At 55.5% G+C, this 23,601-nt stretch carries 21 protein-coding genes and 1 tRNA gene; 6 read left to right on the top strand and 16 right to left on the bottom strand.

Annotated elements, in window-relative coordinates; all coding sequences use genetic code 11:
* Positions 1 to 81: 81 nt before the first annotated feature.
* A complete protein-coding gene (locus DVB37_RS25045) occupies positions 82 to 699 on the bottom strand; it encodes an HAD family hydrolase (RefSeq protein WP_120157076.1) in 618 nt (205 codons plus the stop codon).
* A 295-nt stretch (positions 700 to 994) separates the two neighbouring features.
* On the opposite strand from DVB37_RS25045, the gene DVB37_RS25040 reads away from it, so the two are divergent.
* Positions 995 to 2,340, top strand: a protein-coding gene (locus DVB37_RS25040; RefSeq protein ID WP_120157075.1) for an IS3 family transposase whose coding sequence is annotated in 2 segments (ribosomal slippage) — positions 995 to 1,462 and positions 1,465 to 2,340 — 1,344 coding nt in all. Because the reading frame shifts where the segments join, the coding sequence is not laid out codon by codon here.
* Positions 2,341 to 3,080: 740 nt separating this feature from the next.
* On the opposite strand, the gene DVB37_RS28485 is transcribed toward DVB37_RS25040, so the two are convergent.
* Complete coding sequence (locus DVB37_RS28485; RefSeq protein WP_162941283.1) at positions 3,081 to 3,239, bottom strand: hypothetical protein; 159 nt, start codon at positions 3,237 to 3,239, stop codon at positions 3,081 to 3,083.
* A 333-nt stretch (positions 3,240 to 3,572) separates the two neighbouring features.
* On the opposite strand from DVB37_RS28485, the gene DVB37_RS28480 reads away from it, so the two are divergent.
* From DVB37_RS28480 to DVB37_RS25025, 4 genes are all read left to right on the top strand, one after another.
* A complete protein-coding gene (locus DVB37_RS28480; protein WP_162941282.1) occupies positions 3,573 to 4,370 on the top strand; it encodes a hypothetical protein in 798 nt (265 codons plus the stop codon).
* An 8-nt stretch (positions 4,371 to 4,378) separates the two neighbouring features.
* On the top strand, positions 4,379 to 5,683 hold the full coding sequence (locus DVB37_RS25035) for a ParB/RepB/Spo0J family partition protein (protein ID WP_120157074.1): 1,305 nt from the start codon (positions 4,379 to 4,381) through the stop codon (positions 5,681 to 5,683).
* On the top strand, positions 5,683 to 7,584 hold the full coding sequence (locus DVB37_RS25030) for a DEAD/DEAH box helicase (RefSeq protein WP_120157073.1): 1,902 nt from the start codon (positions 5,683 to 5,685) through the stop codon (positions 7,582 to 7,584). The genes DVB37_RS25035 and DVB37_RS25030 overlap by 1 nt, the downstream gene beginning before the upstream one ends.
* A gap of 76 nt (positions 7,585 to 7,660) precedes the next feature.
* Complete coding sequence (locus tag DVB37_RS25025) at positions 7,661 to 8,485, top strand: protein NO VEIN domain-containing protein (protein WP_162941281.1); 825 nt, start codon at positions 7,661 to 7,663, stop codon at positions 8,483 to 8,485.
* A gap of 54 nt (positions 8,486 to 8,539) precedes the next feature.
* On the opposite strand, the gene DVB37_RS25020 is transcribed toward DVB37_RS25025, so the two are convergent.
* The 14 genes from DVB37_RS25020 to DVB37_RS24955 all read right to left on the bottom strand — a co-directional run bounded on the left by DVB37_RS25020 (position 8,540) and on the right by DVB37_RS24955 (position 21,396).
* Positions 8,540 to 8,911, bottom strand: coding sequence for a very short patch repair endonuclease (locus tag DVB37_RS25020; RefSeq protein ID WP_371683148.1), 372 nt, complete (start codon positions 8,909 to 8,911; stop codon positions 8,540 to 8,542).
* Positions 8,912 to 8,942: 31 nt separating this feature from the next.
* Positions 8,943 to 9,875: a DUF4928 family protein gene (locus DVB37_RS25015; protein ID WP_120157070.1), complete on the bottom strand. Its 933-nt coding sequence runs from the start codon at positions 9,873 to 9,875 to the stop codon at positions 8,943 to 8,945.
* A gap of 11 nt (positions 9,876 to 9,886) precedes the next feature.
* Positions 9,887 to 10,738, bottom strand: a complete 852-nt coding sequence (locus DVB37_RS25010) for a hypothetical protein (protein WP_120157069.1) — start codon at positions 10,736 to 10,738, stop codon at positions 9,887 to 9,889.
* Positions 10,735 to 11,886, bottom strand: coding sequence for a DNA cytosine methyltransferase (locus DVB37_RS25005; RefSeq protein WP_120157068.1), 1,152 nt, complete (start codon positions 11,884 to 11,886; stop codon positions 10,735 to 10,737). Before DVB37_RS25005 ends, DVB37_RS25010 begins: the two co-directional genes overlap by 4 nt.
* Positions 11,879 to 12,064, bottom strand: coding sequence for a hypothetical protein (locus DVB37_RS25000; protein ID WP_240433998.1), 186 nt, complete (start codon positions 12,062 to 12,064; stop codon positions 11,879 to 11,881). The genes DVB37_RS25005 and DVB37_RS25000 overlap by 8 nt, the downstream gene beginning before the upstream one ends.
* A gap of 112 nt (positions 12,065 to 12,176) precedes the next feature.
* A protein-coding gene (locus DVB37_RS24995; RefSeq protein ID WP_120157066.1) for an IS3 family transposase occupies positions 12,177 to 13,216 on the bottom strand; the annotation gives its coding sequence in 2 pieces (ribosomal slippage) (positions 12,177 to 13,012 and positions 13,012 to 13,216; 1,041 coding nt in all).
* A 552-nt stretch (positions 13,217 to 13,768) separates the two neighbouring features.
* Entirely contained in the window at positions 13,769 to 15,265 is a 1,497-nt protein-coding gene (locus tag DVB37_RS28475) for a P-loop ATPase, Sll1717 family (protein ID WP_162941280.1), read from the bottom strand.
* Between the two features lie 296 nt (positions 15,266 to 15,561).
* Positions 15,562 to 15,795 (bottom strand): antitoxin VbhA family protein, encoded by a 234-nt coding sequence (locus DVB37_RS24990; RefSeq protein ID WP_120157065.1) that lies wholly within the window; start codon positions 15,793 to 15,795, stop codon positions 15,562 to 15,564.
* Between the two features lie 644 nt (positions 15,796 to 16,439).
* Positions 16,440 to 16,766, bottom strand: a complete 327-nt coding sequence (locus DVB37_RS24980; protein WP_240433997.1) for a hypothetical protein — start codon at positions 16,764 to 16,766, stop codon at positions 16,440 to 16,442.
* Positions 16,767 to 17,025: 259 nt separating this feature from the next.
* Positions 17,026 to 17,745, bottom strand: a complete 720-nt coding sequence (locus tag DVB37_RS28575) for an IS30 family transposase (RefSeq protein WP_205571589.1) — start codon at positions 17,743 to 17,745, stop codon at positions 17,026 to 17,028.
* 685 nt (positions 17,746 to 18,430) lie between these two features.
* A complete protein-coding gene (locus tag DVB37_RS24970) occupies positions 18,431 to 18,877 on the bottom strand; it encodes a hypothetical protein (RefSeq protein ID WP_120157064.1) in 447 nt (148 codons plus the stop codon).
* Positions 18,861 to 19,478 carry a nucleotidyltransferase domain-containing protein gene (locus tag DVB37_RS24965; protein ID WP_120157063.1) on the bottom strand — a complete coding sequence of 206 codons (618 nt, stop codon included), beginning with the start codon at positions 19,476 to 19,478 and terminating at the stop codon, positions 18,861 to 18,863. Before DVB37_RS24965 ends, DVB37_RS24970 begins: the two co-directional genes overlap by 17 nt.
* Before the next feature lie 285 nt (positions 19,479 to 19,763).
* Positions 19,764 to 19,848: transfer RNA gene (locus DVB37_RS24960), tRNA-Leu, on the bottom strand.
* 162 nt (positions 19,849 to 20,010) lie between these two features.
* Positions 20,011 to 21,396 carry a uracil-xanthine permease family protein gene (locus DVB37_RS24955; RefSeq protein WP_120157062.1) on the bottom strand — a complete coding sequence of 462 codons (1,386 nt, stop codon included), beginning with the start codon at positions 21,394 to 21,396 and terminating at the stop codon, positions 20,011 to 20,013.
* Positions 21,397 to 21,601: 205 nt separating this feature from the next.
* Here DVB37_RS24955 and htpG point away from each other — a divergent pair, with 205 nt between their 5' ends.
* Positions 21,602 to 23,500 (top strand): molecular chaperone HtpG, encoded by a 1,899-nt coding sequence (gene htpG / locus DVB37_RS24950; protein ID WP_120157061.1) that lies wholly within the window; start codon positions 21,602 to 21,604, stop codon positions 23,498 to 23,500.
* The last annotated feature ends 101 nt before the right edge of the window (positions 23,501 to 23,601 follow it).

Here is a 23,601-nt window from a genome sequence, read left to right as displayed (position 1 = left end):
ATGATCAGGCCGAAGAGGTAATCCCGGTAGGGAGTGGTGGTCATTGGGCAGGGATGCGGCCGATCGGTTGAAAAGAATTAGTTAAACAATATTCAGCACATCACTTAGCGAACGCAGAGAATCGCTACTAGCCGGCGTGGCTGCCTGGCGATTCAAATGGTATCCCTGCATACCGAATTTTCGCGGGCCGATCATATCGGCATCGACGGTGTCACCGATCATCAAGACCTCGTCCGGCCGGCAGCCAATACCCTCACAAAGGTATTGATAGATCTGCGGCTGCGGCTTAACCGCGCTAGCTTCGTACGACCAAGCGCAAAAGTCCGGCTGGACGGGCAACAGTTTCAGCACCCGCGGCCCATACGGCGTGGCAAGGTTTGAGCAGAGCGCTACTTTGATGCCTCGGTCTTTCAGGGCAGTCAGGGTGGGAATGGCATCGTCAAAGAGTGAGATCGACTGGATCTCCTCATTCAACTCGGCCTCCAACCCACACAAATCTTCTTCACTAACCATCCCGCCAAACAAGCTAGCCGCTTGCCTGAGGTCCAACACATTGCTCATCGCCCGAACCCCGTCGTCACGCTGCCGCCGACGACCGGCTTCGTGCAGCAGACGGACCAACTTTCGAAACGGGCGAGTAGGCCGCTGGATATGGACCAATGTCCCAAACACGTCAAACGCTACGGCTTTGATTGCCATCGGAGAGCCCCCGGTGCTTGTCAAAATGAATGTCCACGGTGCGGTGGGCGAGTGGAGGCAAGCTTATCCCAACAGCGGTTTTAGCGGCTAGGAAGCAGAGTGGAGCTTTGAGCGGCAGGCGTTCCGGGTTCCGTCCTACGAGTCGCCCCAACGGAAATAAAAAGCTGTAGATGAGTTCGAGAACTTGGGTTACGCGGGCTGCTACATGGCTCTGACCGGAGATAAAAAGTAGGTCCCCTATTTTGAACTGACCCCCGAAAGTTGGACTTAGATCCAACCTTCGGGGGTTTTTTACATGGCGAAGTACGACGAGCAGTTCAAGAAGGAGGTGGTGAGGGAGAGTCTGGGAGGCGCAGAGGGTGTTAAATCGGTGGCAGCTCGATATGAGCTGGCACATTCAATGGTGCGTCGGTGGGTCGGGAGCTATCGCGAGCACGGCGTTGCAGGCCTGCGCCGGAAATCCGGTTCGTACAGTGCGTCCTTCAAACAAGCCGTGCTGCTGAGGATTCGGCGCGAAGGACTCTCTGATACGCATGCAGCAGTGCTGCACGGGATTCGAAGTGCGTGCCACATTGCGAAGTGGCGCGCCCAGTATGATTCCGGGGGTATAGAGGCGTTGGCGCGCAAGCGCCCAGGAGCGACCATGCCGCATAAGTATCCCCCAGAGCCGGTGTCCAAGGACATGACCAAGGAAGAGCTCGAGCAAGAGCTAGCCTATCTGCGCGCGGAGAACGATTACCTAAAAAAAATGAAGGCCTTAATTGAAGCGGAGAAGACCCGGGCGCTCGTTGGAAAGCGCAAGTGGTCCAAGGATTGAGGTCTAAGCATCCGCTCGCGCTATTGTTACGCGCAGCCAACCTATCGCGCAGCACGTTCTACTACCACCTGAAGACGTTGGGTGCCATGGATCCGTACGCCGAGCTCAAGCAGCGCATCGGCGCGGTCTACGCACGTCATAAGGGCCGCTATGGCTACCGCCGGATCACGGTGGTGCTGCGCCAGGCAGGTGAACTGGTGAACCACAAAACGGTTCAGAAGCTGATGCAGATGTTGGGGCTAAGATCGCTGGTGCGCGCTAAGAAGTACCGCTCGTACCGGGGGCAGTCGCATCACGTGGCCGCCAACGTGCTGGCGCGCGACTTCGAAGCCGCACGCCCGAACGAGAAGTGGGTCACCGACGTGACCGAGTTCAACGTGCGCGGCCAGAAGCTGTATCTGTCGCCGGTCATGGACCTGTACAACGGCGAGATCGTGGCCTACGAGACCAGCCGCCGGCCGGTGTTCCAGATGGTGGGCAGCATGTTGAAGAAAGCGCTGGCGCGGCTGCTGCCCGATGATCGGCCTGTCTTGCACTCCGACCAGGGTTGGCAATACCAGCAGCAGAACTACCGGCGAATGCTGGCAGATCGATCGGTCACGCAGAGTATGTCACGCAAGGGCAACTGCCTGGACAATGCCGCCATGGAAAGCTTCTTCGGCACGCTCAAGGCTGAGTTCTTCCACCTGAACCGCTTCGAAAGCATCGACCAGTTGCAGGCCGGCATCCGGCAGTACATCCGTTACTACAATCACGACCGCATCAAGCTCAAGCTGAAAGGCCTGAGCCCGGTGCAATACCGAGCTCAGGCCTTCGGGCTTTAGCTGACCGTCCAACTTCTGGGGGTCAGTTCATTTTGTGGCGCTCTTTTTTAGCTGGGTGCGTAAGGACTGAATTGCAGTGCTTGCCAATGCCTTTGTGGCTGGCCAGTCCCATTTCTGAGGCAGAGAGTTGGCTCACGCGGCGCCACCCAAACCATATAAAACGCCTCATGCGCCACTACGGGTCCAGCAGGTTGAGGTACATCTTCGCCATTGCGAGCTGACCACTTCGCACCGGGCACTGCCTTTTGCGATGTCTTCAACCCGTTCGGCGAAAGATGACAGGAAAAAGTGCTGCACAGAAGAGGGGGGCGAGCCATGTCACGGGGGGTATGGCCGTCTAGTCTCGAGGAGCGCAATGCTTGGCGGGGATGATGCGATGGTGGACGAAGCGTGTTTAGTGCTTAACGCGCGCCACATGAGGAATTCTGGTGCCCGGGGCCGGAATCGAACCGGCACGCCTTGCGGCGGGGGATTTTGAATTGGTGTGTGAGGTGCAGAGCCTAGAAAAGTGAAGCGGAACCAAGCGTAGGTTGGCGTAGAAAAAAAACTAAATCAATAAGTTAGCGAAAATACTGGAAATCGACTAAACCGGATGAGTGTGCCGCTACTGTACCGCAACGTCGGTACAGTACAGTGTCGATCAGTGTGTGCGGCCGCGGGGAAGGAGCAGTGGTCGCCCTCGTTTCCACGCACTAATGCGGTGAGTAGATCCAGCCAGCCAGTGGATGCGTGGCATCCTCTCACGCGGGCGTGTCGCGGGTTTCGTCCAGGATCGCTTCAACTAGTGCCAGGGCTCGGTCGTAGTCTGCTTCGTTGTGGATCGCACCTACAGCAGCCACGGTGCGGAACTTGTTATAGCTGCACGCCACCTTGGCTAGGTCGGGAGTCGTGGCTTCCATGAATCGTACTCCTTGTGTGCAACAGGTCCTGTGCTTCTAGGCAGAGTACGGGGCGATTCACAGCTAGATGTGCCTGCAGTCCGTCACCGATTGCCTCGTTTTCGCTCGTGTGCCCGTACGATTTTGGGCCTAAGAGTGTTGGCCTGTCGTCAGGCGCGGTGATGCTCATCTGAATTTGTACCCAACATGGCTATGTCGTGCGAGAACACCAATATATAATTGTAAGTGGATAGTGCTGATTGTTCATACATGAAAGGGGTATCTGTGAGAGCAGAAATGGCGGCACCATGCAAGCATCCAGGGGCTCCACCGGAAGAGGTAATTGATCTTGTCGTGAGCGCAGTGAAGGCGATGGCGGGCGACGAAGCGTTTCTTCAGCGTCGCGGACTGACAAAACAAGACTTTGAACTCGCACTGCCTGCGGCTATCCAGCGTATCCGCGGGAGTACCGCTGCAGGTAACTCCGATCGTCGCAGCTTCCTCGTAACGCTGTTGCAGCTTATGAAAGCCAAAGGGATTATTTCGGAATTCGATATTCCGAATTATGGCGACGATACTGTTTATCGTCTTTACGTTCCCCACATTGGCAGCGTGGCTCTTATCCAGAAGGGCTGTCCTGATGGTGCGCACAGTAGTGTTAACTGGTCCGCACCGAGTTGGGCCAATGAGACTTATCTATGGTGGCTGTGTGACAGTCTCCAGTACGAGCCGGGTGAACACGTTGCAAAGGGGATGAACCGTCTCCGCAATCGTTTTTTCTCTTCAGAATATGTGGACGCAGTTGATGGCGTAATTTTTCATAACGACGTCTGTGGAACGAGCTTGCGGCCGTGTCCAAAAATCAGTCACGCAGTCGCTATTGACGGAAAAAAGGTGCCACCGCCGTGCATCTGGGTGATGCCTGATCGGCGTGACATTGAGATTCGCGACCAAGCTGAATGGAATTGGAGCGGGAATCAAGTCCGACGTTTCCCAGCTGTTCTGTTATCGGCTTTCGGCATTGAGGTTGCTGAGGTCGAGCTATACACCGGATATGCCGGCTTTACGAAAGGGCCGCGCGGTACCCGAACTACCATCGTGTCGAGATACGGCGTTGGCCGTTCGACCATTTTTAGGAGCGATCCACGTTGAATCCCGTCATGGACCAAGAGCGCGCCGATTTCCTTTCAACACGCTCCGACCAGGCTCCCCGGCAGTTGCTTCCCCAGTGGGTGAGGCCAGAGAAGGAGCTCCCTGTTGTCAATTTGCCAATTGAGTGGATCCGTTTCTCGACGCTTAATCATCGTACGCGTGCTGAGCAGATGCGTGAGAGTGAGACAAGAGGCGTTGCTGATCTTTTCAGCGGTGATCCGCTCGGACCTGCAGCTCAGCAAGCACAGTTCGATATCCTCACGGCCCAAGATGGCTTCGAGGACCTAAAAGAGGATCTTCGTCGCCGCGGACAGCAGGAACCTGCAGTGGTTACGGCCGAGGGAGTCTTAATCAACGGGAATCGCCGCTCGGCAGGTTTGCGAGCTCTGTGGTTGAACGACCACGTGCAGTCCGCACGGTATGTCCGCGCTTATGTTTTGCCGGTCGACACCACTGCCGATGAATTGATTGACCTAGAAACCGAGCTGCAGGTCGCCAAAGATTATCGTGAAAACTATTCCTGGGTGAATGAAGCTCTTCTGATAGAGGAGATTTTTGAAAAATCAAATAAGGATTGGGACCGTGTCGCGAATCGCATGCGGTTAAAACCCGCGGAGGTAAGGGCTCAGTACGAAAAGCTGCAACAGCTCCATCAACTCGTCTCGATATCGAATGGAACTCGACATCATGCCGACTTCGTGGATAACGAATCTGCCTTTGAAGAGTTGTCCAAGCACATCAAGGATAGACCTCCCGAGGAGGCTGCCTCGGTCCGCAGCGTCTACTTTTTAGGAACCCTTTCCGGCGTGAAATACCGGGATCTAAGGCATCTCCGTCGTAAGGATGCAAGTGCTTTCGTGCGTAGTGAGTTTGAAACGGATCCCACTTTGACATCTCTGCTAGCTGTAGCCGGAGCTAATGGTCGCGCTTCTGACAATGATTTGCTCGATGATGCTCTCGGCGGCGGAGCTTCTGGCGCGCCTGGTGATTTGATCTCCGTCTTGTCGTTTCTCGCGCAGCGAACGTCCGATGAAGTTGTTGAGATGCCAGGCGGAGGCATGGTCCCGGTCGAGGAGCTTCTTGGCGCTGTGCGTGGCGCCGTCAATTCTGCCGCGAAGGAAGCTAGCGAGGAGGCGAAAGATTCGCAGGCGGTTGGCGCGCCGATTGCTAGGTTGATGGAAGCGCGTGACGAAATCGTGCGGGCTGCGACTGTTTTGGCGAAGGCTCGAGCACAGAGTGGTTGGGATGAAGGCGTCTTTAGGAAGATGATAGAAGAGGTGAAGGTGGCGATCGTCCACATCGAGAGTATCTGATGATCGTCGCTGAGCTATACCGCCAAGGGCGTCCTACGGTTCTCGTCGAACGTACAGATGATGCGAGTCTAGGGGCATGGGCCCGATTGCAAGAGGCTCTTGCTCGTGGCATCGAATCCGGGTCGCCAACACGGACAGTGGTACATGCCGATGTATTCCTGGCGGAACTCGCCGTCTTACGCGAGTTACGCGCCGTGTTTGGGGAGCAGGTTGAGATTGGCCCGACCCTGTCGGATCAACTTCGTGCGATGGCGGTTGATCGTCGTGCCCGTGAAGCTATCGCTGATGTCAACGAGCCGGACAAATCCATATTAGAGGCGCTAGCCACTGAGCTCAGTGTTTCGGGTTTCACCCGTACGCTCCGTCTGTTCCAGCTCCGCAACCTGTATCGCTTGCTTATGCTTCCGCACGGAGCTGATTTTTCGGTTCCCGGTGCTGGGAAGACCACAGTTGCTCTCGCTGCTTACTCAATTCTTCGCGTTCGCGGGATTGTGCGTCGGTTGACGGTTATCGGGCCGATCGCTGCATTCGGGGCGTGGAAGGAGGAGTTGGTTGCTTGCTTCGAAAAGCCCCCACTATTAGTGATCCACACTGGTTCAGGGACTATCATCCCGCAGAATACTGAAGTACTGCTCTCGAACTACAACCGGACTGCGAACGACTACGACACTGTCCGTGCATTCGTTGCGGCCGAAGCGACGCAGTTGATCCTTGACGAAGCCCATCGAGTGAAGCGTGGAGCGGCAGGAGCTCATGGGCGAGCGGTGCTAGATCTGGCGTATGCGGCTCGCCGGCGCGACGTTCTTACTGGTACGCCTGCTCCCCAGGGGGCCTATGACCTTGTGGCTCTGATCAGCTTTCTTTATCCTGGTCAGGATCGACAAATCCTCCCGGATGCTGCGTATTTCGAGCGTTTGGGTCGGGACAGTCAGGTATTGGCGGATACCAATGAGGCGGTTCGCCGCTATTTTGTCAGGACCCCCAAAACTGAGCTCGCTTTGCCTCCAACGAAATTTAAGGTTGTGCGCGAGCAAATGCCGCCTATCCAATCTGCGATCTATGACGCTCTAATCGGGCAGTATCGCTCATCCTTCTCGCTCCCCGATCGAGGGCGGCACGAGATGCAACGTCTTGGCCGTATCGTAATGTATCTTTTGGAGGCAGCCACAAACCCGATGCTGCTTACCGCAGGATCGGATGATGCAGATGATCCGGCTTTTGCTCATCCTCCTTTGGAACTGCATGGGAACGAGCCTCTGACCGAGTTGCTAGCTCGCTATAGCAGCTTTGAGCAGCCATGGAAATATCAGCGGGTAGAAGCGATCGTGGAAGAGGCTGCGGCTCGAGGTCAGAAGGTTCTCGTATGGTCTAGCTTCGTTCGTAACATTAAGGCGCTGGCGCGACGCCTCGCCCGATTTCAGCCGGCTATGGTCCATGGCGGCGTGCTATCAGACGAAATGGCTCCTGCAGGTGTTGTCACGCGCGAGCGAGAGTTCAATCGGTTCCGACATGACTCTGCTTGTGTCGTACTCCTCGCGAACCCAGCAGCTTGCGGCGAAGGAGTCAGCCTGCACCATTGGTGCCACCACGCCGTATATCTTGACCGGACATTCAATGCAGGCCATTTTTTACAGAGCCAGGATCGCATTCACCGTTTGGGCTTGGCGGATGATGTCGTCACATGCTTTACGCTTTTGATTAGTACAGGGTCGATCGATGATTCGGTCAACGGCCGTTTAATTGAAAAGGTCGGGGCGTTGGCGCATCTCATGGATGATCCAGGATTGGTACGGATTGCACTACCCGCATCCGACGAGGGTGATGACGGCACCCCAGCGTTCGAAGATGATGTTTCTGCAGTTGCCGCTCATTTTGTCTCCAATAATGCGCGATTTACCTAGTCGAGGGCGGTGCCATGCCGTTTTCTTACTCGCCTACAGCGCACGAGTTAGGCGATGTGATGACGTCAATACGTGGTTGAAAGCAGCTGTTGATAAACCAACGCATATGGCCGCTTCACTGGATCTCGTCGGAACCGCACGCCTTCTTCTTGATGCCGGCCTTGCTCGTGCTGATGGGGAAATTATCATTTCTTGTGATCTTGCTCAGCTTGATAAGGTCGCGGATCTCACAACGCTGAAAGGAATAGCACGCCTCATCCTGATGCGGAGACCTCCAGATTGGCTCCGCTCTGCAGTCAACGATGGTCGCATTATCGAAGAGTTCATCCCGGCGGCTGATCTTGTTGTCTTGTCATGGATGGGTGTGGATCTCGAAGCAATCCTCGTCACCGTCCATCATCATTTATATGGCTCTATTGATGATTCGTTGTTGAAACGGCTGGGAGATGCCGGTGAGCTTGCAGTTATTTCTGCGCTTCGAGGCCAAGGTCTTCGGCCTCGGCATGTGGCATTGGTGTCAGATCGCTTTGGCTACGATATCGAGTTGGACCTTGGTGGTCAGCGGTGTGGTTTAGAGGTGAAGGCCGTTACAGCATCGACAGCTGCACGGGTGCTTATCTCTCGGAACGAGTTCGAAGTGGCTCGCCGAATGGGGGGCAGGTGGAAGATTGTACAGGTGATTTTCTCGTCAAGAGTGATTGCTCGAGGAGTTGCCACCTCCTCTGACGTTGAGGGCATTCGCGAATTGTCGAGCGCATCCCTTATCGCCATGGCGCCGGCAGAGAAAGGTGATTTTCGCTGGCTTGAGGGTGCTGAATTTCGCCCTAAACCTTGCTTTTGGAGGTCAAGTGACCTTGTTGTCACTCATGATTTTGCTTGCGCGCTTACCGGCGAGACTTAATGTCTAGCCAAGGGATGGCAGGTAAAGTCGGATAGGCTTCGACGTAATTGTCAGTCACGTTGAGAGAAAGCGGAGAAGCTCTGCGCGAAGGGACTCTAGTTCTCTGAGTTGACACTCCCATACGATGTAAGTGCTCCAACCTAACCTTCGCAATTCAATTAGCGTGTCTTCATCCCTTTGACGATTCCTTGCGAGTTTCGCTGCCCAATAATCTAGATTAGTGCTGGGCAGGCGGTTGCCCCTCTTGCAGCCGTGCCCATGCCAGAAGCACCCGTGAACGAAGATAACCTTCTTTCGAGAAGGAAGAACTATATCTGGGGAGCCGGGTAGGTCCTTCCTGTGTAGCCGAAATCGAAACCCCATTCTGTGTACGAGGCGTCGTACGATTAGCTCAGGTTTCGTATCCTTGGACTTGACTGCCCTCATGGTTCGCGAGCGCGTTTCGTCCACCATCGATCTATTCCTCGAATTCGATTCGCAAACTAGGATCGCTCTCGCATTTGCCAACGATTGAATTATATCGACTTATGATTTCTGAAATGGCCGTAGGGCGAGCATCACGCTCGAAGACGCTCCATTCATAAACATTCGTGGCAATAAATTGCTCAATTTCAATCACGTCCAAACGGTCTTCTATACCGCATTGCTTCGCCAGAGCCTTTGCTCCACCCAGGCCATCTTCTGTCGTCACAATTAACGGCCGGAGACCACTCTGCAGATTTTTGCTGCACTTGCGGATTAGCGCATCGCCGGGAGCAGTGGTTACATGAACAGCGACATCCCCAATTAGGAAGTCACCAGCTCGGTTTGACGGAGCATCTGCAACGGAGAAGCCGTGCTGCTCGAGGGTGCCTTTGGTTAGATAATCCAGCTTCGCTCCAACCAGATGTTGCATGACGGCGCCCGCGTACATGGTTCCCTTAACTTCGCGTTGGCGTTCGATAGCTTGGTCAAGTAAGTCTCGAACACACGCTCTTAGGGACTTAGATGGGTCAAGTTTGAAGGTAAAGGGAAGCGCATCGAAGTATGCGAGAGTGCGGCCCACCCAGTATTGCTCGACCTCAGTGAGATCAAGCGTTCCGGCTTGATGGAATCCATTAAGCAATTCTACATAGGCATTCATGCGATCCATATTGCCGCGACTGGTTCTCCCCCCCTCGGTCGACAAGGTGCGTTCGATGCCGTGAGACGCAAGTATTTTCTTTACCGCGCCGCCTCCCAGGCCTGCTACCTGTCCTCCCTTTGTAGTCACAAAATCTTCTTTATTGAGAGGAAAGGCGCGCTGCGCTGCATTTCTTGTCAAGATTAGGGCGAGCGACAACGATCCTTTCGAAAGGCCGATATATTGAGCATCAAATTGCTCCAGTGCTTCGCGTTGAGTGATCGACATGGAATTTCTTTTTATACGCGTCTCATGACGGTAGGTTCAGATGCTTGTTGAATTGATCCGGCGCGTCTGATAGTCGTCTTTCGCCTCATTTCACTTCCTTGTCGAGAAAGTAAAAAGTCCACATAGCAGATTTCTTCGGCCTGCCCTAGAAAACAGCTATGAAACGCAGATAGTAATTCGAGCTCATGAAGCTGTTGCCCTGTAGCTAATGGCTCGTCTATGGATGGAATCGCTTTGGGCAGAAGATAGATGCAGGGTGGAGGGACGCGGAATGGGCCGATAGTGGTTAGCCTGTTGCTATCGGCTAATTTTGGACAAGGCCTTCCGATAGTGCCGCATACCATGTCCCACACAACTAGGCCATCTACACGTTGTTGGCGCGCTAACATTTCTGCGCTAAGGCGCGAATGAATGCCAGACCATGCATTGCGTCGAGGATCTGCGCCTGGATTGGAGCAAACGCTCCAGATAATAAATTCATCTGCGTCCGGTGGACGTTCGAAAATGTTCGTATTATTTCCGTCGAGGCAGCCTTTCAAGTCGATAATCGCCGTTCTGCCGCTCTTGAGGCGAACGACGTAATCGTTCCGATTGGCGTCACCCGTGAGATCCCAGCCATCGATGAAAGAGCGATCTTCTAGGTGATTTAGAACGTGCTGCACTAAAAAACGCTTTTCGCGCATGGTCGCTGAAAATTGGCCTCGAACCCTTTCGACTGCTCCACGGAAAAGCCCTGAGTTATAAAACTCAAGCTCGTCTAATCCATGATCTCCTAACTTGTGAGCCTCAGTCTTCAATATTTCAGCAAAACGCTCAATTTTCTCGCGCAACGCTTTGTTTTGTTCGCACGGAATGGCGCTCATGCGGCCTCTTCTCGGCGCTCAGTAATTTCGAGTCCCATTAACGGCTCAAAGAGATGATGAGCCAAATGCCGTACAACTGGCACGGCAACTCCATCTCCTGTGAGGTGATACGCTTCGTTGTAATTTTTGGGCAGAATGTAGGAGTCTTCTAAACCCATAAGGCGTGCGGTTTCCCGAGCTGAAATGAGTCGAGACCGCACCTTGCTCCCATCCACGACTATTATCGTTTGTCTGCTTGATCCGCCTGCCGGGGTACGCAAACAACCTGCTACTTCGTCGAAGCGCACTTCTGCGCGCTGTACCTTATTGCCGCTTTCATCCAATCTAGTCCGCTTGTAAATAGCGCCTACCATCCTCCGCTCAGCTCTTTTGGCCGCATTTACTTTTGCTAGGTTAGTAGGCGACATCATGTCGAGCAACTGTTTTGTTTCAGCAGGAGAATGCCAAGTAACGCTAGTAGGATTTTCCTCAACAACGTCTGCGAAAGTTGAAGCTCTTAGAGCGGGCGTCGGGACGTTCCACCAAACGTACTTCTTTTTCGCTGTTGAGGAAATACTACTTACGGCTTTACATAGACCTTTGGTATGAAAGGGCCCTATGGGCTCGGGCGTGAGTAGGGCCGACGGAATGGTGATATCATCACGTACGCCGATGATAAATAGTCTAGGGCGGGACTGCGGTACATATAGCGACGCATTGATGACAAGCGCTCCATATCGATAGTTTGCCTTTGCAAGAACTTGGCAAATGGTATTGAAGTCCTTTCCCGCATGAGAGGAGAGGGTTCCCAATACGTTCTCTAAAGCCACGATTTTTGGCGCTCGGCCAGTACTCGCAAGATCTTCTATAACTCTCCAAAAGGGATAAAACGTGCCAGAACGCTCCCCCTTCAGGCCGGCGCCGCCGCCTGCCAATGAGAGATCCTGGCATGGGAAGGACCCCCATACGAGATCAGCATATCCGGGTAACTCTGCAGCCTTGACGGCGTTGACGTCTCCGACCAGCAGTTCTCCACCAGTGCCCCAGTTAGCCTGATATGTCAGGCCCTTCTTGTAGTCAAAGTCATTGGCGAACAGGCAATTCCAGCTCGAGCCAAGTCCGGCCCGAGCCATACCGCCACCGGCAAAAAATTCATAGAAACTAGGCATTAGGGGCTCGCGTGGTGAGTTCAGGTGCCGAGGAAAGGTCGCGGGCCAGCTTTTCTTGAATTGCTTCCGCGATCCAAGTGTTTCGGGATACGTTCCCCGGCCGTTTGCTGCGTGCCATGTCGATGATTTGGAAGGTCTGAGTAGCCAGACGCAGGTTGATGCGGTCGATAGGAGTCATGACGCTTTGATGGTCGGGAGAAAGTGGCGCCATTGTGGCGCCATACTGGATGGATGTCTAGTAGGTAGGGCGGTAATTCCCCCATTTTTAGCGATTGACAGAAGTAGGAACGCTACGCGGCCATGGTCAACCGCTGTTTTGGGGTAAATCCACCCTGGGCCATATTTGGGCGCTCGTGATTGTAGGACCACATCCACTGCGTGGCGACGCGCTGTACGTGGTCCAGATCGTCCCAATGATATTGGGACAGCCATTCGTAGCGCACGGTCCTGTGGAACCGTTCGACGTAGGCATTCTGTTGTGGCTTGCCCGGCTGGATATATTCGAGCTTTATGCCCCATGCCCCGGCCCACTCGACAATTGCCGCGCTCAGGTATTCGGGTCCGTTATCGCACCGAATGGCCAAGGGCTTTCCCCGGCAGCCGATGATCTGCTTGAGCGTGCGGATCACGCGCTCGGACGGCAGCGAGAAGTCAACCTCAATGCCCAGCGCTTCGCGGTCGAAGTCGTTGATCACGTTGAACACCCGGATGCTGCGCCCATCCGCAAGCTGGTCATGCATGAAGTCCATCGACCATACCTGGTTCACGTTGGTCGGCATGGTCAGTGGCTCACGCGTCTGCCGAATCAGCCGTTTGCGCGGCTTGATCCGCAGATTCAGTTCGAGTTCTCGATAGATCTGGTACACACGCTTATGGTTCCAGCCGAAACCTCGAACATTGCGCAGATACAGGAAGCACAGACAAAAGCCCCAGTTGCGGTGGTTGTCTGTCAGACGTAGCAGCCAGTTCGCAACCTCCTCGTTCTCGGCGTCCATATTGGCGACGTACCGATAACAAGTCTGGCGGACTCTGAAGGCCTCGCAGGCCATTCGAATCGATACGCCGCGATCCTGCACGGCACGTTGGGCCGTCTCGCGGCGGCGAGATGGCCTCACCACTTTTTTTCTAGCGCCTCCGTCACGATTTCGGCCTCCTGCTCCTTCATGCGCGCCATCAGCGATACGTCCATGCCGCCGTACTTAGAACGCCATTTGTAGAACGTGGCCGAGCTGATGTCCAGATCCCGGCACAACTCAGGAACGGCAAGACCAGCCTCCACGCGCTTGATGGCTTCGATGGTCTGGCTATCCGTAAATCTCGCCCTCTTCATGCGGTAGAACTCCTCAACGAGAAAATTCTACTTCTGACTACATCGCTTTTAGGGGGATTACCGGGGAATTCAGAGAGCATCTTGGGTACACGCTAGGGAACTCAGAATCTCGGGCTTCGGTGTACCCCAGCGGGAATCTATGGGACTCGCTGGGAATTCTTCTAGCGCTAACTCGCTGATGCAAAATCGAATTTTTTGGCTATGGGCCTTGATGGGCAGGCCAGATGGTGCTCGGGGCCGGGATCGAACCGGCACGCCTTGCGGCGGGGGATTTTGAGTCGGTGATTTACAGTGTTTCTACAGGGAAATGCGGCGAATTCTAGCGTAGGTTGAAATAGGTAAAACCTGTTTCAAATCAGTAGGTTAACGTATTTTAGCTGAATTGGTGAAAACTGGTCACTGTACTGTGCTGTACCTAAATTTCGGTACAGTGTTTACTCAATGCCGGCGCAAACGCTCTCTACTCTGTCTATTTGAGAGGAGAGCAATTGTGCCTATCAAAATAACAGCCGGCATTGTTGTCCAATTATTCCATTTTTGGGCCGTGAAAAATTATGTCCGATGAGACTTTAATCCGTTAAAAAATGCACTCCGAACTGCCCATCGTACGCCGTCATCCGTTCTTACGCTTTTCCAGTGATCCGGATGGCGCATGACGTCACGGACTTCGTACCGATGAGGCTGTGGATAACGAACTTCCAAAAAACCTATACGAAATAAGAATCGAGCTAGCGCAATCTCTTGCTCTCCATATGAGACACCTTTTTGCAGTCTTACTTGTCCATTGCCAATTAGGCCTCTAAGGTGCTTATATAAATCAGATGCTAACCACTCGAGAGGTTTTCCTGTAAACGATTGTAGGCAAATATCTAAGCCGATACAAAGGCCACCAAACTCTGTTTTCAGAAACTCAAGTTGATCAATGGAATAGCTCCACTCCGCATCTTGGATGGCCAAATCAGAAACGGGGAGTTTGGTGTCAGCGTTAAGCGAGAACTGAGCAAAGGATCGCAAGCTACGAGGCGTATACATAGATCGACGAACCATATAGCTAAAGGAATCACTTGTTGATTTGTCTTTTAACGTTACCTCCGGGCTGAAAAATATGTGCCACATCTCATCAAATGGCATGCGAACTGAATTTGGGCTGATATTCAATGCCTCTCCAATGGCAAGCCTGAGTCGCTGCGCCATCCATTTTTTAAGGTCGCCAACAGTCCAATTCAGATGCACCACACCATTAACTTTATCTGAATAATGCCACCCAGGATTAATGTTAAGCCATAAATCTTGTCGCATAAAAAGATGAACTTCTGCGCCTTTGTTGTGATGTGTAATTCGATCTGCAGCCTCGATGGCGTCACGAATTAAGCGAATATTTGTCGCGCCGCCCTCTTCTTGAAGGTTGTCAAAATCATCAACATATAGAATAAAGCTCGTGGATTCAGATATTCTAGCTAATCTTTCTGGGCTATATTTTTTATACGAGTCGCTCTCAGTAGATATTTTTTTCGCCCAAGGTACGAGAGTTTTTATTACATCGGCTATTCGCTCAACAAAATCTCGCTCGGTAATTCCCTCCGTCTTAGCCCATGCTCGTATGGCGATATCGTCATCTTTGGTGAGTAGACGGCCACTCATCTCAAATGCCAACTTCCTGCAAATCATGTCTGCATATATCTGCATCCAGTCGGAAACAGCGCCATATCCACGTGCTGACGCTTTAGCTAAGCGCTCCGCATGCAATGACGCAAGTTCGTCCGCTGATGCTTCTACCACCAATGTAGTAGAGACTGAATTTCGATGCTCCATACTTGTCAGGCGAGCCGCAGATTTTCCTGCCCCTTTGCGCGCGACTACAACCGTTGCTTTTTCTGATATTGCATTTGAAAACCATTCAGGTTTTACGAGCAAAACATCAAACCAATTCTGTTGATTTACGTCGCGCTCTGCATCTGGAAACCCCATAAAAGATGAGTCGTTTCGCCAGCGATGCCGGACTTCTCGTATCTGATCTGGAGTCAGAGTGATGATTTTTTCAATGGCCATTTTTACCAGTAAGTGAAGTGAGCACAAAGAGACGGAAAATCAGAATTAGAAAACGTTTTTCCGTTCACCGGGATTTAATAGCGGCAGCCAATAGATATCGTAGTATTCGCGCATCGCTGTTTCATTGCTCGGGATATCATAAATGTTCGATACTGACGCATTCCCAAATTTGGCGTTTGCTCTGGCGGGCACCTTTGTAGGCATGTCGTGACGTTCATCATAATAAATTGAATTTGTAATACAAATCCCGGCGGCAGCCTATCCTGCACTAGTCCCCAAAATCCTGGATTTCTTCGTCATGACGAAGACTTTGGGAGCGTTAACGCGTCAGCGCGCGGCTGCACAAACTCTTGCAGGCTGATCTGACCATCGATGAAACGCTGGGCGTGGGCCTCATCTGCTTCACTGAGCGAGAAACCTTCTAGACCGACGGAGGCCCGCGCGTAGTTAACAGCCGATTGGCGTCGACAGCGTTCGGCCTCTGATATGGTTTTGTGGGGCTGTAACCCGCATTTACCTTCGCCAGCCATGGTGTCTCCTTGCTGTGAGTAACTCGATTTTACAAGAGGTATGGGTATTTTGGCTTAGGCACGCGCAACCTCAAGGGTGGTGCGCTGAAATTGTCTTGTTTTACCTGCTATGGATCGCCTGTATTAGCCTGCATCGTAGTTTCCAAAGAGGCTTTGCCTTTCTGGACTCTCCACCCTCGCCGGCGGGATCCTCGGGGGCAGGGGTTGCGGGCCTGGCCCGGAACTCCTGCCCCCCGGGCATAGCGTGGGGCGCTCCTGCCGCGTCAAGGGGCCGTGTCCTCGCCCTGCGGGGCTGCGGGCCGCACCAACCGCTTGACCCGCCATCCGCTTGAGAGCACCGCTCCTGAAGTTGTTTGGCTGGAAAAGGCGTCAAGGGCGGGACCGGAAGCCGCAGCCCAAAGCGAAGCATAGGGAACGGGTGAGGATACCGGGCGTAGCCTTTACCCTTGACGCATCTGGAGGCCATGCAGCCTGTGGCAAGGGGCAGGAACAAGGCGAAGCCGCGGGGCCTGCCCCGCAGCCAGTCCGGCAAGAGCGGACGCGGGATGCAACCGAAGGGGTTGCCCAAGCGAAGCGCGGAGATATGCCGCTAGAAATGAAAGGGCCTCGCCGAGAGCGAGGCCAATACAGGGGCAGATGGCAGGTTATCCGCCTTTGACTGAGCCGCCTGTAGCTGGTCCCCAGTTTTTGCCCATGTTCTGCAAGACGTGTTGCCGATATGCTGGGTTCCACATGGTGTTACCTGCAGCAAGATGATTGAGCCGGCCCCCGGTGACCATCATGCCGCTTTGCATATCGCGGCGAGTTGTTTGACGGTTCAGAACTTGAGTAACGGGGGATGCCGCGGCCTGGCTGACTTGCCTTAGCGTGATACCCGCCGAGGACACGCCTCCGGCCAGGTGCGACACTGCCTCATATGCGCGTTGCAGCAAGAACAGGGTGACGCCCGTGACGATCAGGATTTCAAGCATTGTGGCAATAGGATGGGTAATCCCCCCATTTTTAGCGTTTGTGGATTCAGACGGTCAGCGCAACATTGCGTCCAGCGCTTCAGCCGGAGTCTTGAATCCCAACGTTTTTCTGGGCCGGGGAGTTTAGCTTGGCGGCAACTGCATCAAGCTCGCACTGCGTATAGTTTGCCAAGCCTGTTCTTTTTGGGAAGTGCTGGCGTAGCAGGCCATTCGTGTTTTCGTTGGTGCCTCGCTGCCAGGGGCTGCCCGGATCTCAGAACTAAACCACCATATTGGTGGCAATACTAAAGTGCCTGTGCGCTGACAACTTAACCCCGCGGTCCCAGGTTAGGCTTTTCCTTACTTGAGCAAGAAGCAGGCACATCTGCTCAATAAGGGCTCGAGTGACGGTTTCGGCCCGCTTGTCTTCGATCCTGCCAAGCACGGTGAACCGCGTGCTTCTGTCGACGATCGTGGCAATGGCGCTCTGATTTGCTCCCGAAATAAGATCGCCTTCCCAATGCCCTGGCAATGCGCGGTCTTCGATCTCCGCAGGACGAGAACGAATTGAGATGCAGTCGGGAATGCCGCCTGAAATGGCCGCCCGATGGGGTCTGGCATGGCGGAACATTCGCTGAGTCCGTAGGTGCTTTTTTAGTTCTTCACGCAGTACGCCGCGGGCTTGAATAATCAGCGATCGATAGATTGTTTCGTGCGAAACACACATGATCTTTCCGTGAGGAGAGTGATGCTTCAGCCATCCTGAAATCTGTTCTGGCGACCAGTCAGCCTCCTGCAGGCGCATCACGATACCGCGCAGCTCCGGTTCACCGGACAGCAGGTAAGGCTTCGGTCGCAGACCACGCTTCAAGAACTGCTTTTCAGCATCGTACGCTCGGTACTGCCCTGGTCCACCATTGCGGCCGACCTCTCTCGAGATCGTCGATGCTGAGCGGCCCAACTGGCGACCGATAGCTCGATAACTTGCGCTACTGGCCAACCCTCGAGAGATCGACTCGCGCTTTTCTGCTGACAGGCATTTTGCACGGCGCGTCTTGGTTCTAGGCGAGATGCCTCCGTGGTACAGGAGAGATGAAAAGACAGTCGTAGGAGGCTTAGATATGTCGCGCGCAATGGAGCTGATCGGGGGTCCCCTTGCGCCATAGCGCCCATATCCTAGACTTCCTCTCCGTAGTCATGGCACCGTAAATACTGACCATTGCACACCTCTATCCATCAGGCTTTCAATTGGGTGTTGCACTGACCGTCTGAATCTACGTCATCGCTTTTGCCGGGGGAGGGGGTTACCCCCTGACTGCAAGATTCAATCAGCCAGGTTGACCCCTGATTTTTTTGCCTAGTGCTGGGGCGAAGAAAGGGTATACCCAAATTGGGTGTGATCGTACCCAATTTGGGTGTGTTTTCGCCGACCCGGCAGGAGTTGGGGTCGGTCAAATTTAAGTCTGGTATTCGCTCTCCGCAGATCGGAGAATAGTCCCGCAGCGGCTTGAAGGAACGCAAGCTTACTAGCCATAGAGATCGAGATAACCAAGCCGAAGACCTAATGCCGGTAGGACCTGACCGACATTGCGCGTGGCGAAGGCGTCTGAAGGCAAGCACGGCGCCGTTGAAATTGGACGTCGCCTAACGACGATTGCCTGGAGGGCGTTCCTGCGCTACCACCCCTATCGAGTGCCGCTCGCGTCCCGCGCGTCTACCGGCCCCAACGCATCAACCTTCGCCGCAACAACCTGGCATGCCACCACCAGATCAGTGACGATCCGCTCATCCACATTCAAGTCGCCCTCGTACTCACCAAGATTACGGATGTCATGGCATTTCGACAGAACGCGCCACACCTCCGGTCCGAGTCCAAGTGTGTGCGGCAAGAGCTGAAACACAAGATAGCGATTGGTGCAGCGATAGCCGCTCCGGCGTAACGCAGCCAAGCACAGCGCATGGGCGGCGTTGTAGGCCAAGTCGAAGCGGCTCTCTATTGAAAGCGACACGTTGCAGGCGTCACGCAACCTTGCGTGCCCGGAGCGTTTCAGGCCTTCAAATTCTTTGGTATCGGGAGGCTCAGCCTTCAGCGATTTTCCCGGGCCACTCAGCTTTTCAAGCGGGGAGGTCACCGTCGGCTCCTATGATCCAGATCTTGGGCTGCGCCAGCACTCGGGTCAGGAAAGACTCTTGCGCCTCTACGCGCTTTGTGAATTCCTTGCGCGTGAGGATGGTGGGGTTCACCGGTCGGCCGAGCTTGTTCCCCACATCTTCCAGCGCCGCAAACACATCGCCGTAGCTGATGTCGTCACTAAGCAGCATCAGATCAATATCGCTGCGAGCGGTGTCGGTATTTTTAGCAACCGAGCCGTAGACGAACGCCGCCATGATCTTCGGGGCCAGAGGGGCAAGCGCCTCGCGTAGCGGTCCGGCCAAGCTGATGGTCTTCTGCACAATGGCGCACAGTTCCGCGAAGATGGGCGAGTCGGGATTGGCTTGGTAGTGCTTTTGATTGCCGACCGCCTTCACCGTGACCAAGCCGGCCTGCGTCAAGTTGGCCAACTCGCGTTGCACCGATCCGGATCCGCTGGAGACTAGGCCTATCATTTCCGTGGCATAGAAGCTGCGATCCGGCTGGCCGAACAGCAACCCCAGCACGCGTTGTTTGGTGCCAGGAAAAAGCGCGTCAGCGAGACCGCTGTGCGCGAGGGGGGCTTCGATCGTTATACCCATATTGGGTGCGATTGTACCCAAATTGGGTATCTTTGGAAGTGGTCGTGCGCGAGTAGTCGAGCGTACGACTTGTGTTGTCCAACCCCACACGCATCAACGAAAAAAGCCTCTGCGTATGCAGAGGCTTTGGAATCTTCGGTAGCGCATTCTCGGCTCATCAAACGAACCTGCCGTTCACAACCACATCGCTCTACGCCATCATGAGGCGGAACGTATGCGCAGTAAATGCTGAGAAATTTGCGTTGCGCGGTCAAGAAAAAAACCGGCGGATGCTTGAGAGCTTTCTGGTGCCCGGGGCCGGAATCGAACCGGCACGCCTTGCGGCGGGGGATTTTGAGTCCCCTGCGTCTACCAATTTCACCACCCGGGCAAGGGGGTCGCGAACACGTCCAGATGACGGCTGCGGGAGAACGAAGACAGCGATTATATGCGTACTTTCAAAAATTGTCAGGCGGCCTCACATCCAGCCCCTGATCAGAGCCGGATCCGCTCGGCCATCCAGCCGAAAACGGACCCAGCCCTCAAGCGCTATCTACTTCTTTTCCGGCAAGAACCAGTTCATCACCAAGGCGCAGATCCCGCCGGTGGCGACGCCCGATTCCAGCACGCTTTTTACCGCGTGCGGCAGGTGCGACAGAATTTCAGGCACTTGCGACACGCCCAGCCCCAAGGCCAGCGACACCGCGATGATCAACAACGCGCGGCGGTCCAGCTGAATGCCCGCCAGGATGTTGATGCCGGACGCGGCGACCGCGCCGAACATCACCATGGCGGCGCCGCCCAGGACGGGTTCGGGCACGGCTTGCAGCACGCCGGCCACGCTGGGGAACAGGCCCAGCAGGATCAGCATGCCGGCGATCCAGACGCCGACGTGGCGGCTGGCGATGCCGGTCAGTTGGATCACGCCGTTGTTCTGCGCAAAGACCGAGCTGGGGAAGGTGTTGAACACGCCGGCCAGGAGCGAGTTCGCGCCGTTGACCAGCACGCCGCCCTTGATGCGCTGCATCCACAGCGGGCCTTCGACCGGCTGCTTGGACACCTTGCTGGTGGCGGTGACGTCGCCGATGGCTTCCAGCGACGTGACCAGGTAGATGATCAGCATCGGCACGAACAGCGCCCACGAGAAGCCCAGGCCGAAGTGCAGCGGCACGGGGATCTGGAACAGGGCGGCTTCGCGTGCGCCGGTGAAGTCCAGGCGGCCCATGGACGCGGCGGCGATGTAGCCGACGGCCAGCGCCAGCACCAGCGCCGTGCTGCGGATCCAGACGACGGGCACCCGGTTCAGCAGGATGATGGTGCCCAGCACCAGGCCGGACAGCGTCAGGTTTTCCGCGCTGGCGAAGGTGCCGTTGGCCATGGCGCCGAAACCTCCGCCCATGCTGATCAGGCCGACCTTGATCAAGGTCAGGCCAATCAACAGCACGACGATGCCGGTCACCAGCGGGGTGATCAGGCGTTTGACGAAGGGCAGGATGCGGCTGATGCCCATTTCCACGAACGAACCGGCGATGACCACGCCGAAGATCGCGGCCATCACGGCTTCGACCGGCGTGCCTTGCTTGACCATGACCGAGCCGCCCGCGATCAGCGGGCCGACGAAGTTGAAGCTGGTGCCCTGCACGATGAGCAAGCCGGCGCCCAGCGGGCCGAAGCGCTTGCACTGCACATAGGTGGCGATGCCGGAGATGACCAGCGACATGGACACGATCAGCGTGGTGTCGCGGCTGCTGACGCCCAGCGCCTGGCAGATCAACAGGCCGGGGGTGACGATGGGGACCAGGATGGCCAGCAGGTGCTGCAACGCGGCGACGAAGGCGACGGGCGGCGCGGGGCGGTCGTCGGGGCCGTAGACCAGGTCGTGGCTGGGCGCGTCGTCGGCGGCGTGGGGGGCGGGTTGCGAAAGGGAGGCGGGTTGCATGGGCGGAAGGCCGGCCGGGGGTAGGAGAGAAAGTGCGGGATTTTAGCGGGGATCGCGCCGCTGCCGCGACGGGGCCTTGAAAAGTTCCCGATAGCCCCCACCTCAGTAGGGTTTCCCGGATTCCGCGCGGGCTCCTCGCCCCGGGATCCCGGTATTTGCGGTCCCTTTTTATTTGTCCCTAATTTTTTTTACTTCACGTAGAACCATGAGCCAAACCGCCACGTCTTCCACGTCCGAAACCCTGGGGTTCCAGGCCGAGGTGAAGCAACTGCTGCACCTGATGATCCATTCGCTGTACAGCAACAAGGAAATTTTCCTGCGCGAGCTGGTGTCGAACGCCTCGGACGCCTGCGACAAGCTGCGTTTTGAAGCCATCGACCAGCCCGAATTGCTGGAAGGCAATGGCGAGCTGGCCATCACGGTTAGCTACGACAAAGCTGCCCGCACCATCACCATCTCGGATAACGGGATTGGCCTGTCGCGCGATGAAGCCGTCGCCAACCTGGGCACCATCGCGCGCTCCGGCACGCGGGAATTCTTTTCCCAGCTGACGGGCGACAAGCAAAAAGACGCGCAGCTGATCGGCCAATTCGGCGTGGGCTTTTACTCGTCGTTCATCGTGGCCGACAAGGTCACCGTGGTCAGCCGCCGCGCCGGCGCCACGGACGCAATCCAGTGGGAATCCGACGGCCAGGGCGAATTCACGATTGCCGCCGCCGAGAAGGCCACGCGCGGCACCGACGTGACCTTGCACCTGCGCGCCGACGAAGATGAATTTCTGAACGGCTGGAAGCTGCGCGAAATCTTGCGCCGCTATTCCGACCACATCTCCTTGCCGATCCGCATGGCCAAGGAAGAGTGGGACCAGGAAAAGGGCGAGCAGGTCAAGACCGAAGAACTGGAAACGGTGAACCAGGCCAATGCGCTGTGGGCCCGCAGCAAGTCGGAAGTTACTGAAGAGCAGTACCGCGAGTTCTACAAGACGGTGTCGCACGACTACGACGACCCGTTGGCTTGGACGCACAACCGCGTGGAAGGCCGCAGCGAATACACGCAGCTGCTGTATGTGCCCAAGCACGCGCCCATGGACATGTGGGACCGCGACGGCCGCCACGGCGTGAAGCTGTACGTGAAGCGTGTCTTCATCATGGACGATGCCGATCAGTTGCTGCCGTCGTACCTGCGCTTTGTGCGCGGCGTGATTGATTCGGCCGATTTGCCCCTGAACGTGTCGCGCGAAATCCTGCAAGAAAGCCGCGATGTGCGCGCTATTCGTGAAGGGTCGGCCAAGCGCATTCTGTCGCTGCTGGAAGACCTGGCCGAGAACAAGCCGGAAGACTACGCCACGTTCTGGACGGAATTTGGCCAGGTGCTGAAGGAAGGCGCGGGCGAAGATTCCGCCAACCTGGAACGCATTGCCAAGCTGATGCGCTTTGCGTCCACGCATTCGGGCGACCAGGCGCAGACGGTGTCGTTTGCCGACTACGTGTCGCGCATGAAGGAAGGCCAGGACAAGATCTACTACGTCACGGCCGACACGTTCGCCGCCGCCAGCAACAGCCCGCATCTGGAAATCTTCCGCAAGAAGGGCATCGAAGTGCTGCTGCTGTCGGACCGCGTTGACGAATGGATGCTGTCTTACTTGCGCGAATTCGACGGCAAGTCGCTGGTGTCGGTGGCCAAGGGCGGCCTGGACCTGGCCGAGCTGGCCGACGAAGAAGAAAAGAAGCATCAAGCCGAAGTGGCTGAAGACTTCAAGCCCTTGGTCGAGCGCCTGCAAAAGACGCTGGAAGATCAGGTGAAGGAAGTGCGCGTCACGCTGCGTCTGGTGGATTCGCCGGCGTGCGTGGTGGTGGGCCAGAATGAACTCAGCCCGCACCTGCTGCGCATGCTGAAGGCCGCGGGTCAGGAAGCGCCGAACGTGAAGCCGGTGCTGGAAATCAACCCGGAACACCCGCTGCTGGCACGCATTCGTGCGGCTGAAGATGGTGAATTTGATCAGTGGGCGCGTCTGCTGCTGGATCAGGCCCTGCTGGCTGAAGGTGCACAAATTGCCGACCCGGCCGCGTTTGTGAAGCGCTTGAATGCCTTGCTGCTGAAGTAAGCGGCGGGGTGGTGGGATGAGAGGGCGCCTGAACGTAAGGCGCCCTCTTTTTTATTGCGCGAGGCTGCGAGGGAAGTGAATATTCCCGATCGGTAATTTTG

Source organism: Achromobacter sp. B7, from assembly GCF_003600685.1.
GTDB classification, from domain to species: Bacteria; Pseudomonadota; Gammaproteobacteria; order Burkholderiales; family Burkholderiaceae_B; genus Achromobacter; species Achromobacter spanius_B.
Note: the sequence above shows the minus strand (reverse complement) of the source record. Positions and strands in the feature narration are given on the sequence as shown.

Coding starts and splice junctions, on each gene's coding strand:
- DVB37_RS25045 (WP_120157076.1), bottom strand. CDS start 699: ATGGCAATCAAAGCCGTAGCGTTTGACGTGTTTGGGACATTGGTCCAT.
- DVB37_RS28485 (WP_162941283.1), bottom strand. CDS start 3,239: ATGGAAGCCACGACTCCCGACCTAGCCAAGGTGGCGTGCAGCTATAAC.
- DVB37_RS25035 (WP_120157074.1), top strand. CDS start 4,379: ATGGACCAAGAGCGCGCCGATTTCCTTTCAACACGCTCCGACCAGGCT.
- DVB37_RS25030 (WP_120157073.1), top strand. CDS start 5,683: ATGATCGTCGCTGAGCTATACCGCCAAGGGCGTCCTACGGTTCTCGTC.
- DVB37_RS25020 (WP_371683148.1), bottom strand. CDS start 8,911: ATGAGGGCAGTCAAGTCCAAGGATACGAAACCTGAGCTAATCGTACGA.
- DVB37_RS25015 (WP_120157070.1), bottom strand. CDS start 9,875: ATGTCGATCACTCAACGCGAAGCACTGGAGCAATTTGATGCTCAATAT.
- DVB37_RS25010 (WP_120157069.1), bottom strand. CDS start 10,738: ATGAGCGCCATTCCGTGCGAACAAAACAAAGCGTTGCGCGAGAAAATT.
- DVB37_RS25005 (WP_120157068.1), bottom strand. CDS start 11,886: ATGCCTAGTTTCTATGAATTTTTTGCCGGTGGCGGTATGGCTCGGGCC.
- DVB37_RS25000 (WP_240433998.1), bottom strand. CDS start 12,064: ATGACTCCTATCGACCGCATCAACCTGCGTCTGGCTACTCAGACCTTC.
- DVB37_RS28475 (WP_162941280.1), bottom strand. CDS start 15,265: ATGGCCATTGAAAAAATCATCACTCTGACTCCAGATCAGATACGAGAA.
- DVB37_RS24990 (WP_120157065.1), bottom strand. CDS start 15,795: ATGGCTGGCGAAGGTAAATGCGGGTTACAGCCCCACAAAACCATATCA.
- DVB37_RS24980 (WP_240433997.1), bottom strand. CDS start 16,766: ATGCTTGAAATCCTGATCGTCACGGGCGTCACCCTGTTCTTGCTGCAA.
- DVB37_RS24965 (WP_120157063.1), bottom strand. CDS start 19,478: ATGGGTATAACGATCGAAGCCCCCCTCGCGCACAGCGGTCTCGCTGAC.
- DVB37_RS24955 (WP_120157062.1), bottom strand. CDS start 21,396: ATGCAACCCGCCTCCCTTTCGCAACCCGCCCCCCACGCCGCCGACGAC.
- htpG (WP_120157061.1), top strand. CDS start 21,602: ATGAGCCAAACCGCCACGTCTTCCACGTCCGAAACCCTGGGGTTCCAG.